Origin of the sequence: Kitasatospora sp. NPDC094016, from assembly GCF_040304045.1 — a bacterium.
GTDB lineage: Bacteria > Actinomycetota > Actinomycetes > Streptomycetales > Streptomycetaceae > Kitasatospora.
In genome coordinates, this window is sequence record NZ_JBEOUK010000006.1 from 73465 (window position 1) to 85340 (window position 11876).

The 11876-nt window shown below is 71.1% G+C and carries 11 protein-coding genes; all 11 read right to left on the reverse strand.

Annotated elements, in window-relative coordinates:
* Positions 1 to 28: 28 nt before the first annotated feature.
* The 11 genes from ABT015_RS08240 to pdxS all read right to left on the reverse strand — a co-directional run bounded on the left by ABT015_RS08240 (position 29) and on the right by pdxS (position 11835).
* Complete coding sequence (locus ABT015_RS08240; RefSeq protein WP_402448274.1) at positions 29 to 2479, reverse strand: RelA/SpoT family protein; 2451 nt, start codon at positions 2477 to 2479, stop codon at positions 29 to 31.
* A gap of 157 nt (positions 2480 to 2636) precedes the next feature.
* Positions 2637 to 3188 (reverse strand): adenine phosphoribosyltransferase, encoded by a 552-nt coding sequence (locus ABT015_RS08245; protein WP_350877877.1) that lies wholly within the window; start codon positions 3186 to 3188, stop codon positions 2637 to 2639.
* Between the two features lie 25 nt (positions 3189 to 3213).
* Positions 3214 to 4311, reverse strand: coding sequence for a protein translocase subunit SecF (gene secF / locus ABT015_RS08250; protein ID WP_350877878.1), 1098 nt, complete (start codon positions 4309 to 4311; stop codon positions 3214 to 3216).
* A 4-nt stretch (positions 4312 to 4315) separates the two neighbouring features.
* Complete coding sequence (gene secD / locus ABT015_RS08255) at positions 4316 to 6106, reverse strand: protein translocase subunit SecD (RefSeq protein ID WP_402448268.1); 1791 nt, start codon at positions 6104 to 6106, stop codon at positions 4316 to 4318.
* Positions 6107 to 6253: 147 nt separating this feature from the next.
* Positions 6254 to 6676, reverse strand: coding sequence for a preprotein translocase subunit YajC (gene yajC, locus ABT015_RS08260; protein WP_350877879.1), 423 nt, complete (start codon positions 6674 to 6676; stop codon positions 6254 to 6256).
* 259 nt (positions 6677 to 6935) lie between these two features.
* Entirely contained in the window at positions 6936 to 8012 is a 1077-nt protein-coding gene (gene ruvB, locus ABT015_RS08265) for a Holliday junction branch migration DNA helicase RuvB (RefSeq protein WP_350877880.1), read from the reverse strand.
* A gap of 46 nt (positions 8013 to 8058) precedes the next feature.
* Positions 8059 to 8670 carry a Holliday junction branch migration protein RuvA gene (gene ruvA / locus ABT015_RS08270; RefSeq protein ID WP_350877881.1) on the reverse strand — a complete coding sequence of 204 codons (612 nt, stop codon included), beginning with the start codon at positions 8668 to 8670 and terminating at the stop codon, positions 8059 to 8061.
* The gene (gene ruvC, locus ABT015_RS08275) at positions 8667 to 9209 is read right to left on the reverse strand and encodes a crossover junction endodeoxyribonuclease RuvC (protein WP_350877882.1); all 543 of its coding nucleotides are present in this window, start codon (positions 9207 to 9209) and stop codon (positions 8667 to 8669) included. Before ruvC ends, ruvA begins: the two co-directional genes overlap by 4 nt.
* A gap of 166 nt (positions 9210 to 9375) precedes the next feature.
* Positions 9376 to 10134, reverse strand: coding sequence for a YebC/PmpR family DNA-binding transcriptional regulator (locus ABT015_RS08280; RefSeq protein WP_350877883.1), 759 nt, complete (start codon positions 10132 to 10134; stop codon positions 9376 to 9378).
* An 80-nt stretch (positions 10135 to 10214) separates the two neighbouring features.
* On the reverse strand, positions 10215 to 10832 hold the full coding sequence (gene pdxT / locus ABT015_RS08285; RefSeq protein WP_063350971.1) for a pyridoxal 5'-phosphate synthase glutaminase subunit PdxT: 618 nt from the start codon (positions 10830 to 10832) through the stop codon (positions 10215 to 10217).
* A 91-nt stretch (positions 10833 to 10923) separates the two neighbouring features.
* Positions 10924 to 11835, reverse strand: a complete 912-nt coding sequence (gene pdxS, locus ABT015_RS08290) for a pyridoxal 5'-phosphate synthase lyase subunit PdxS (RefSeq protein WP_350877884.1) — start codon at positions 11833 to 11835, stop codon at positions 10924 to 10926.
* Positions 11836 to 11876: the final 41 nt, after the last annotated feature.

Sequence of the window (11876 nt, forward strand, 5' to 3'; positions counted from 1 at the left end):
CTCTCTCGTGCTCTCGTGCCCGGGGGCGCTACTTGCGGGCCGAGGTGACGCGGTAGACGTCGTAGACGCCCTCGACGCCGCGCACGGCCTTGAGCACGTGGCCGAGGTGCTTCGGGTCGCCCATCTCGAAGGTGAAGCGGCTCATCGCGACCCGGTCGCGGGAGGTCTGCACCGCCGCCGACAGGATGTTGACGTGCTGGTCGGAGAGCACCCGGGTGACGTCCGAGAGCAGCCGGGAGCGGTCCAGCGCCTCGACCTGGATGGCCACCAGGAACACCGAGGACTGGGTGGCGGCCCACTCGACGTCGATCATCCGCTCGGGCTGCTGGCTCAGCGACTCGACGTTGACGCAGTCGGCGCGGTGCACCGATACGCCGTTGCCGCGGGTCACGAACCCGACGATCGGGTCGCCCGGCACCGGGGTGCAGCAGCGGGACAGCTTGACCCAGACGTCCTCGACGCCCTTGACGATCACGCCCGGGTCGCCCTTGGCCCGGCGGCGCACCGCCCGGCGGTTGTCGTGCGTCGGGGTCGCGGTCTCGGCGAGGTCCTCGGTGGCGCCCTCCTCGCCGCCGAGCGCCTGGACCAGTTTCTGCACGATGTTCTGCGCGGTGACGTGGCCCTCGCCGATCGCGGCGTAGAGCGAGGAGATGTCGGGGTAGCGCATCTCGTGGGCCAGGGTGACCAGCGAGTCGCCGGTCAGGATCCGCTGGATCGGCAGGCCCTGCTTGCGCATCGCCCGGACGATCGCCTCCTTGCCGTGCTCGATCGCCTCCTCGCGGCGCTCCTTGGAGAACCAGGCGCGGATCTTGTTGCGGGCGCGCGGCGACTTGACGAAGCCCAGCCAGTCCCGGGACGGGCCGGCGTTCTCCGCCTTGGAGGTGAACACCTCGACGGCGTCGCCGTTCTCCAGCGTCGACTCCAGCGGTACCAGCCGCCCGTTGACCCGGGCCCCTATCGTCCGGTAGCCCACCTCGGTGTGCACCGCGAAGGCGAAGTCGACCGGGGTCGCGCCGGCCGGCAGGGCTATCACGTCGCCCTTGGGCGTGAAGACGAAGACCTCGTTGCTGGCCAGGTCGAAGCGCAGCGACTCCAGGAACTCGCCCGGGTCGGCGGTCTCCTTCTGCCAGTCCAGCAGCTGCCGCAGCCAGGCCATCTCGTTGACGGCGCCGGCCTTGTCGTCCTTGCGGACCTGGGTCGGGGTGTCGGTGCGGACCTTGGACGCGCCGGCCACCGCGCGCTGCTTGTACTTCCAGTGCGCGGCGATGCCGTACTCGGCCCGGCGGTGCATGTCGAAGGTGCGGATCTGGAGTTCGACGGGCTTGCCGCCGGGGCCGATCACCGTCGTGTGCAGCGACTGGTACATGTTGAACTTGGGCATCGCGATGTAGTCCTTGAACCGCCCCGGCACCGGGTTCCACCGCGCGTGGATGGTGCCCAGCGCCGCGTAGCAGTCGCGGACGGTGTCGACCAGGACCCGGATGCCCACCAGGTCGTAGATCTCGGCGAAGTCCCGGCCCCGGACGATCATCTTCTGGTAGACCGAGTAGTAGTGCTTCGGCCGGCCGGTGACGGAGGCGGTGATCCGGGCGCCGCGCAGGTCCCCCTGGACCTGGTCGATGACGGTCGCCAGGTACTCGTCCCGCTTGGGGGCGCGCTCGGCGACCAGCCGGACGATCTCGTCGTACATCTTGGGGTAGAGGATCGCGAAGGCGAGGTCCTCCAGCTCCCACTTGATGGTGTTCATGCCCAGCCGGTGCGCCAGCGGGGCGTAGATCTCCAGCGTCTCGCGGGCCTTCTTCTCCTGCTTCTCCCGCTTGAGGTAGCGCATCGTGCGCATGTTGTGCAGGCGGTCGGCCAGCTTGATCACCAGGACCCGCGGGTCCTTGGCCATCGCGACGACCATCTTGCGGACGGTCTCGGCCTGCGCGGCCTCGCCGAACTTGACCCGGTCCAGCTTGGTGACGCCGTCCACCAGCAGCGCCACCGAGTCGCCGAAGTCCTTGCGCAGGGTCTCCAGGCCGTAGTCGGTGTCCTCGACGGTGTCGTGCAGCAGCCCGGCCATCAGGGTCGGGGCGTCCATCCCCAGCTCGGCCAGGATGGTGGCCACCGCCAGCGGGTGGGTGATGTACGGGTCGCCGCTCTTGCGCTTCTGCCCGCGGTGCCACTTCTCGGCGACGGCGTAGGCCCGCTCGATGTCCCGCAGCAGCGCCGGATCGGCCTTCGGGTCGTTCGCCCGGATGGACCGGAACAGCGGCTCCAGCACGGGGTTGAGCACGCTGGAGCGCTGGCCGCCGAGGCGGGCCAGGCGGGCGCGCATGCCACCCGAGGAGGAGCCGCGCCCGGTGGGGGCGGTCGGTCGCGAGGAGGTCGGCGCCGGGCGTGCCGGGGTGGCCCCCGAGGGCGTGGGACGGTTGTCGGGGGCGGCCGCTTCGGCCGTGGGCACAACCTCGTCGGGCAAGGACTCTCCTCGGGGCACCGGGGCCGACCCCTGCCGCGGCCCGTACGGTCGGACGCAACCGGGAGGGGATGAATCTTCATGGTACCGAGCCGGGCGCCCGGGCGTTCATCCGCCCGGGCCGGAAACGGAAGGGCGGCGGTCGGATGATCCGACCGCCGCCCTTCGTTCAGGTCCCTCAGACCGTGACCAGCGTCTCCAGCGGGGCGCCGTTCAGGTGCCCGGACAGCCGTTCCCGGCCGTCCAGGAAGCCCAGCTCCATCAGCACCACGACGCCCACCAGCTCGGCGCCGGCCTCCTTCACCAGGTCCAGCGAGGCGCCGATGGTGCCACCGGTGGCCAGCACGTCGTCCACCACCAGCACCCGCTCACCGGGCGCGAAGGCGTCGCACTGCACCTCCAGCGTCGCCGAGCCGTACTCCAGCTCGTACGAGCGCCGGAACACCTCGCCGGGCAGCTTGCCCTCCTTGCGGATCGGCACGAAGCCCAGCCCGGCCGCGAAGGCCGCCGGAGCCGCCAGCACGAAGCCGCGCGCCTCCAGGCCCACCACCTTGGTCGCCCCGAGCTCCCGCGCCCGGTCCGCCAGCGCCCTGGTGAGGGCGCCGAAGGCCTCGGCGTCGGCCAGCAGCGGCGCGATGTCCTTGAACAGCACACCCGGCTTCGGGTAGTCCGGGACGTCCCGGATCCGGCTGTTCAACAGCTCGGCCAGTGCGGTGTCGGCGGTGGTCACGGCGTGTCCTTACGGTCGGGTCGGTTCAGCGCTTGGTGGACGGACGGCCCTTGGCACGCGTGGTGCCGGCCGCCCGGCCGCGCTGACCGACCATACCCGCAGGCAGGTCCTCGTCCGCGATCTCCTCGTCCGCCGGCACCTCGCCGGCGGCCTTGGCGGCGGCCGCGGCCCGGTGCTGCAGGACCCGCTTGCGCAGCGCCTTCATCTCCGGCTGCTCCTCCTTGAGCTGCGCCAGCAGCGGGGTGGCGACGCAGATCGACGAGTAGGCACCGGCCGCGAGGCCGATGAACAGCGCCAGCGAGATGTCGTTCAGCGTGCCGGCGCCCAGGAGGCCGCCACCGATGAACAGCAGCGCGGCGACCGGGAGCAGGGCGACCACGGTGGTGTTGAGCGAACGCACCAGGGTCTGGTTGAGGCCCGCGTTGGCTGCCTCGCTGTAGGTGCGCTTGTTCTGCTTGGTGAGGTCCTTGGTGTTCTCCTTCACGGTGTCGAAGACGACGACCGTGTCGTAGAGCGAGTACCCGAGGATGGTCAGGAAGCCGATCACCGTACCCGGGGTGACCTCGAAGCCCACCAGGGCGTATACGCCGATGGTGATCAGGAGGTCGTGGATGAGGGCGACCAGGGCCGCCACCGCCATCCGCCACTCGAAGGCGATCGCCAGGTAGACCGTCACCAGGACCATGAAGATGATCAGGCCGGTGAGTGCCTTCGAGGAGATCTGCTTGCCCCAGCTGGGGCCGATCACCTGGGCCTCGACGGTGTCCAGCGGCACGGCCAGCTTCTCGGAGAGCTGAGCGCGGATCTCGTCCGAGCTCTTCGGCTCCTCGGTGCTGACCTGGATGCGGATCTTGCCGTTGTCGGTCGACTGCACCAGCGGGTGCGAGGAGGTGATCTGGTTGGACGTCTCCTGCGCCTGCGAGACGGTCAGCCCCGGCTTGCTCACGGTGTAGACCGAGCCGCCCTTGAACTCGATGCCCAGGTGCAGGCCCATCGCCAGACCGATCGCCGCGATCAGCACGATCACGCCGGAGATGGAGTACCAGAGCTTGCGGCGCCCGACGAAGTCGAAGCTGACCTCGCCCTGGTAGAGCCGGTGTCCCAGATTGGAGAAGCGTGACACGGTGTCAGGCCTCCTTCACGGCGGCAGAGGAGGGGCTACGACGACGGCTGCTGCGCAGCGGCGGGCGGGCGCCCAGCCGCTTCGGGTCCAGGCCGGACCACGGGTGACCGTTGGCGAAGAACTTGCGCCGGGCCAGCAGCGTGATGACCGGCTTGGTGAAGAGGAAGATCACCACGACGTCCAGCGCGGTGGTCAGCCCCAGGGTGAACGCGAAGCCCTGGACCTTGCCGACCGAGACCACGTAGAGCACGGCGGCGCAGAGGAAGGACACGAAGTCCGACACCAGGATGGTGCGCCGGGCGCGCGGCCAGGCCCGCTGGACCGCCGGGCGCAGCGGGGCGCCCTCGCGGACCTCGTCGCGGATGCGCTCGAAGTAGACGATGAAGGAGTCGGCGGTGATGCCGATCGCGACGATCGCGCCGCAGACCGCGGGCAGGTTCAGCGCGAAGCCGATCCCGGCGCCGAGCAGGCTCATGATCGAGTAGGTCAGGGCCGCCGAGACGAGCAGACCGGCGATCGAGACCAGGCCGAGGCCGCGGTAGTAGACCAGCGAGTAGAGCACGACCAGCAGCATGCCGATCGCGCCGGCGACCATACCGGCCTCGAGCTGGTCGCTGCCGAGCGCCGGGGAGACGGTGGTGATGTCGCTCTTGGTGAACTCCAGCGGCAGGGCGCCGTAGCCCAGCACGTTGGACAGGTCCTGCGCCTCGGTCTGGCTGAAGCGGCCGGTGATCACGGCGCTGCCGCCGGGGATCACGTTCTTGACCTCGGGGTGCGAGACGACCTGGTTGTCCAGCACGATCGCGAACTGGTTGTTCGGCGGGGTCTGGGTGGCGAGCTGGCCGGTGACCTTGGTGAAGGCGTCGGTGCCGGCGCCGTTGAACTGCAGCTGGACCTGCCAGCCGGCACCCGTCTGGGTGTCGAGGCTCGGCTGGGCCTTGGAGACGTCCGAACCCTTCACGGCGACGGGGCCGAGGGCGAGCTTCTCGTAGTAGCCGTTCTCGGGCTTCTGCGAGCAGGCGACGACGGCCTTGTCCTCGGGGCCGGTCTGCGCCGAGCGGACCTCCGGCTTGGTGCAGTCGAGGGCGGTGAAGGCCGCGGCCAGCTCCGGCGGCACGGTGCCCTGGGTCATCGCGGCGCTGACGTCCGCGGCGCTGGGCGGGGTGGCGGGCGCGGACGGCGTGGTGGCGGCGCTCGGGGCGGTGCTCGCGCCCGTGGCGGCGGCGCTCGGGCTGGCGTCGGCGGCCAGCGCCTCACCGGCCGGGCGGCCCTGCTTGGTGCCGCTCGCGCTGGGCGTGCCGGACGCGCTCGCGCCGGGCGAGGCGGTGGACCCGGCGGACTGGGCCGCGCTCGGGGTGCCGGTGGCCGAGGGGGAGGCGGTGGGCGCCGGCGGCGTGAAGCCGCTGGGCGCCACCGCGAGGACCGGGCGGAAGTACAGCTTGGCGGTGGTACCCACCTGGTCCGCCGCGTTCTGCTGGTTGCCGCCCTTGGGGATGTTCACGATGATCGTGTTGTCGCCCTGGGTCTGCACCTCCGCCTCGGAGACACCCATGCCGTTGACGCGGCGCTCGATGATCCCGGTGGCGATGTCCATGTTGGACTTGCTGATCGCCTTGGGGTCTGTCGACTTCGCGGTCAGCGTGATGCTGGTGCCACCGGCGAGGTCGATTCCGAGCCGGGGCTTGGTGTGGCCCGTCCCGAACATGAGGGCGACCAGTCCGACGGTGACGACCAGGATGAGGGCCAGCGCCCGCCCTGGGTAGCCGTCGCGCGGGCGCGACTTGGGTGTTGCCACCTTGCTCGTTTCTCCCTGTCCATGCCACTCCCCCCAACCGGACCCCCGTCCGGCTTGTGGCGGGACGGGGGCATGGCGGTTCTGCGGCCCTGAGGTCCTGTGGGCTCGCGGCACTGGGCCGCGCGGCCGGGCTGGTGCCCGACCGTACTACTTGCTCGCGGGAGCCCCGCCCTCGACGTCGCCCTTGGCGCCGCCGTCCTTGGTGAGCGTCAGCGGCTTGTCCTCGGCCGGCTTGTCCTCGACCGGCTCGGCGTCGGCGTCCTCGGCCTCCGGCTCGGCCAGCTCGTCATCGGCGGGGCGACCGTTGATGATCGCGTCGTACTCCTGGGGGTCCAGGACAGCGGCGATCGCGCTCTTGGTGAAGTGGGTGACCACGCCGGGCGCGATCTCCAGCTCGATGGTCTCCTCGTTGACCGCCTTCACCTGGGCGTACAGGCCGCCGATGGTGCGCACCCCCGCCCCTGGCTCCAGCGAGGTCTGCATCTGCTGCATCTGCGACTGGCGCTTCTTCTGCGACCGGAACATGAGCACGATCGCGATGATCGGGAGGAGAAGGATGATGAAGTTCACTGCAGCCAGGGTCCTTTACGGGCCGCCGACCGGCGGCCTGTGTGGTATTGGTCGGCCCGTCAGGTGAGCGGGGCGGTCCGGCGGAGTCTAGGCGACCCCGAACTGATCGGACAACGCCAAGCATCGCATCCTGCCGCCGAAAGTGGCGACCCTCCGCCTGCACAGTTTCCCCGGACTTCGCCCCCGGCCCGCACGCGGGCCGCTCACCGGGGTGGCGCATCGGACGCCTCCCGGGAACCGGCGGGCGACGATCACCCGTTCAGCCCTCGTCGGCCCGCAGGAGTTCGGATTGCGCGGGTACGGCGCCCCGGGTGGTCTGGACCGGCGGGGTCATCCCCAGGTGCTGCCAGGCCGCCGCGGTGGCGATCCGGCCGCGCGGGGTCCGGGCGAGCAGGCCCTCGCGGACCAGGAAGGGCTCCGCCACCTCCTCGACCGTCTCGGACTCCTCCCCCACCGCGACCGCGAGAGTCGACAAACCGACCGGACCGCCGCCGAACAGCCGCAGCAGCGCGGTCAGCACCGCGCGGTCCAGCCGGTCCAGCCCGCGGGCGTCCACCTCGTAGACGTCCAGCGCCCGGGCGGCGATCTCCGCGGTGACCTGGCCGTCGTGCCGCACCTGCGCGAAGTCGCGGACCCGGCGCAGCAGCCGGTTGGCGATGCGCGGCGTCCCCCGCGAGCGGCCGGCGATCTCGGCGGCGCCGGCCTGGTCGATCTCCACGTCCAGCAGGGTGGCCGAGCGGCGCACCACCCGTTCGAGCTCGGCCGGGGCGTAGAACTCCATGTGCCCGGTGAAGCCGAAACGGTCGCGCAGCGGGGGCGGCAGCAGGCCGGCCCGGGTGGTGGCGCCGACCAGGGTGAAGGGCGGCAGTTCCAGCGGGATGGCGGTGGCGCCCGGGCCCTTGCCGACGATCACGTCGACCCGGAAGTCCTCCATCGCCATGTAGAGCATCTCCTCGGCCGGACGGGACATCCGGTGGATCTCGTCGAGGAAGAGCACCTCGCCCTCGGCGAGCGAGGAGAGGATCGCCGCGAGGTCCCCCGCGTGCTGGATCGCCGGGCCGGAGGTGATCCGGATCGGGGCGCCCAGCTCGGCGGCGATGATCATGGACAGGGTGGTCTTGCCCAGCCCGGGCGGCCCGCTGAGCAGCACGTGGTCGGGCGCGCTGCCGCGCTTGCGGGCCGCCTGGAGCACCAGGGACAGCTGCTCGCGCACCCGCTCCTGACCGATGAACTCGTCCAGTTGCTTGGGGCGCAGCGCCGCCTCGACCGCCTGGTCCTCCCCGTCGGCGGCGGCCGTCACCAGCCGGTCGCCCGGGTCCGAGTCGTACGGACTCATCAGCACATGCTCCAAAGTCGACAAGAGGACAGATCGCCAGATGGCTTCAGCGGGATCGGTTGAGGCCGCGCAGGGCGAGCCGGAGCAGTGCGCCGACGTCCGGCGCCTGCTGGGCCTCCGCCTCGGGGGTGACGGCCACGACCGCGTCGTCCGCCTCGCGCGGAGCGTAGCCGAGACCGGTCAGCGCCGAGTGCAGCTGCTCGGTCCAGGGGGCCGGGCCGCTCGCGATCGGCTTCTGCGCCGGCACCGCGCCGTGCGGTGCGCCCAGCTTGTCCTTGTACTCCAGCAGCAGCTTGGCGGCCTTCGCCTTCCCGATGCCGGGCACGGCCACCAGCGCCTTCTCGTCGCCGCCGGCCACCGCGGCCCGCAGCGCGTCGGGGCTGTGCACCCCGAGGATCGCCTGCGCCAGCTTCGGGCCGACACCCGGCGCGGCCTGGAGGATCTCGAAGACGGCGCGCTCGTCGTCGTCCGCGAAGCCGAACAGGGTCAGCGAGTCCTCCCGGACCACCAACGAGGTCGCGAGCCGGGCGGGCTCACCCAGCCGGAGCCCGGCCAGCGTGTTCGGCGTGCACTGCACGGCCATGCCGACCCCACCGACCTCGACCACGGCGAGTCCGGAGGAGATGGCCGCCACGGGCCCTTGCACGAAGGCGATCACCGGCTGCTTCCTTTCAGGGGGGTGGCGCGGGCCGCCCGTACCGCGGCCTCCAGGCGGTTGACCGCCCCGCCGCGCCAGATGTGGCAGATGGCCAGCGCCAGCGCGTCGGCGGCGTCGGCGGGCTTGGGCGGGGCGTCCAGCCGCAGCAGGCGCTGCACCATGGCCGTGACCTGCGCCTTGTCGGCCCGGCCGGAGCCGGTGACGGCGGCCTTGACCTCGCTCGGGGTGTGCAGGGTGACCGGGATGCCGCGCCGGGTGGCGCAGAGCATCGCGACCGCGCTGGCCTGGGCGGTGCCCATCACCGTCCGGACGTTGTGCTGGGCGAACACCCGCTCGACGGCGACCAGCTCCGGCTGGTGCTCGTCGAGCCAGGCCTCCATGCCCTGCTCCACCAGCAGCAGCCGCCGCCCGATCTCGTCCTCGGCGGGGGTGCGTATGACGCCGACCCCGACCATCCGCAGCGGCCGCCCCGGCGCGCCCTCGACCACGCCGATCCCGCACCTGGTCAGCCCCGGGTCCACGCCCAGTACCCGTACCACAGCCCCGCCTCTCGTTGGTCGCCGTCCGCCTCCGGGCGCTCCGGCCCGAACAGGCCCTCCGGCCCGACGGCGGGCGACCTGCGAAGGCTACCGTCCGGGTCCGACAGCGCCCGCAAAGACACCGGCCCGGCGGTCGGGAGACCGCCGGGCCGGGGAGTGAGAACGATCACTCGGCGTCGAGCTGCGCACCGACCTCGTCGGAGATGTCGAAGTTGGCGAAGACGTTCTGCACGTCGTCGCTGTCCTCCAGCACGTCGATCAGCTTGAGGATCTTGCGGGCGCCGTCGACGTCCAGCTCGACCTGCATGCTCGGGAGGAAGTTGGCCTCGGCCGAGTCGTAGTCGACGCCGGCGTCCACCAGCGCGGTGCGCACGGCGACCATCTTGGCGGCCTCGGAGACGATCTCGAACGCGTCGCCGAGGTCGTTGATCTCCTCGGGCTCCTGGTCGAGGACGACCTCGAAGAGCTTGTCCTCGTCCACGCCGTCAGCCTTGGGGACGATCACGACGCCCTTGCGGGTGAACAGGTACGACACCGAGCCCGGGTCGGCCATCGAGCCGCCGTTGCGGGTCATCGCGACGCGCACGTCGGAGGCGGCGCGGTTGCGGTTGTCGGTGAGGCACTCGATCAGGACGGCGACGCCGTTCGGGCCGTAGCCCTCGTACATGATGGTCTGGTAGTCGGCGCCGCCGGCCTCCAGGCCGCCACCGCGCTTGACGGCGCGGTTGATGTTGTCGATCGGGACCGAGCTCTTCTTCGCCTTCTGGATGGCGTCGTAGAGGGTCGGGTTGCCGGCCGGGTCGGGACCGCCGGTGCGCGCCGCCACCTCGATGTTCTTGATCATCTTGGCGAAGAGCTTGCCGCGCTTGGCGTCGATCACGGCCTTCTTGTGCTTGGTGGTAGCCCACTTAGAGTGGCCGGACATTCGCCAGCTCCTTTACGTCGCCAAAGGGAAATGAAACAGATGAGATCTTACCGGTGTCGTCACCGGAAAGGCGCACACGGTCAGCGCCGCCCCAGGTGCTCCTCGACCATCGCGACGAAGTAGGCGTGCACGCGGTGGTCGCCGGTGAGCTCCGGGTGGAAGGAGGTCGCCAGCAGGTTGCCCTGGCGCACGGCCACGATCCGGCTCTCCGGACCGTCCGCGGCGGGCAGCTCGGCCAGCACCTCGACACCCGCGCCGACGCCCTCGACCCAGGGGGCCCGGATGAAGACGCCGTGCACCGGCGCGTCGCCCAGGCCCTCGAAGGCGACACCGGACTCGAAGGACTCGTTCTGACGGCCGAAGGCGTTGCGGCGCACGGTCATGTCGATGCCGCCGACGGTCTCCTGGTCGTCCCGGCCGTCCAGGATCTTGTCGGCCAGCATGATCATTCCCGCGCAGGTGCCGTACACCGGCATCCCGGCGGCGACCCGCTCGCGCAGCGGGTCCATCACGCCGAACAGCAGCGCCAGCTTGGACATGGTGGTGGACTCCCCGCCGGGGATCACCAGCGCGTCGACCTCGGCCAGCTCCTCGGCACGGCGCACCGGGCGGGCGAGCGCGTCGGCCTCGGCCAGCGCGACCAGGTGCTCGCGGACGTCACCCTGGAGGGCGAGGACGCCGATGACTGGAGTGCTCACGGTCTTCAACCTCGTTCGATCGTTCTACGGATGTACGTGACGCGGCCCGCCGCGCGCCAGGGCGCTGCGACGGGCCGGCACAGGGGGGCGACTACCAGCCGCGGTTGGCGTAGCGCTCGGTCTCCGGCAGGGTGTCGCAGTTGATGCCGACCATGGCCTCGCCGAGGTTGCGGGAGGCGTCCGCGATGATCTTCGGGTCGTCGTAGAAGGTGGTGGCCTTCACGATGGCGGCGGCGCGCTTGGCCGGGTCGCCCGACTTGAAGATGCCCGAGCCGACGAAGACGCCCTCGGCGCCGAGCTGGCGCATCAGCGCGGCGTCGGCCGGGGTGGCCACGCCACCGGCGGAGAACAGCACGACCGGCAGCTTGCCGAGCTCGGCGACCTCCTTGACGAGCTCGTACGGGGCGCGCAGCTCCTTGGCGGCGGCGTACAGCTCGTTGTTGTCGAAGCCGCGGAGCTTGGCGATCTCGTTCTTGATCTGGCGCAGGTGGCGGACGGCCTCGACCACGTTGCCGGTGCCGGCCTCGCCCTTCGAGCGGATCATGGCCGCGCCCTCGGCGATGCGGCGCAGGGCCTCGCCCAGGTTGGTGGCGCCACAGACGAAGGGGGTGGTGAAGGCCCACTTGTCGGAGTGGTTGACCTCGTCGGCCGGGGTCAGCACCTCGGACTCGTCGATGTAGTCGACACCGAGCGACTGGAGGACCTGGGCCTCGACGAAGTGACCGATCCGCGACTTGGCCATCACCGGGATGGAGACCGCCTCGATGATCTCCTCGATCATGTTCGGGTCGGACATCCGGGCCACGCCGCCGTCCTTGCGGATGTCGGCCGGAACCCGCTCCAGCGCCATGACGGCCACCGCGCCGGCGTCCTCGGCGATCTTGGCCTGCTCGGCGTTGACCACGTCCATGATCACACCGCCCTTGAGCTGCTCGGCCATGCCGCGCTTCACCCGGGCGGTACCGATCTGCGGCTGGTCTGCGGTGGTGGGGGTGGTGGACACGTGAGACCTCACTCGAAGATGAACCAGTGCTATCGCCCTAT

Bases quoted from the DNA above. Each gene is read 5' to 3' on its own strand.
- ABT015_RS08280 (WP_350877883.1), bottom strand. From the start codon at position 10,134: ATGTCCGGCCACTCTAAGTGGGCTACCACCAAGCACAAGAAGGCCGTG.
- ruvB (WP_350877880.1), bottom strand. From the start codon at position 8,012: ATGAGTCCGTACGACTCGGACCCGGGCGACCGGCTGGTGACGGCCGCC.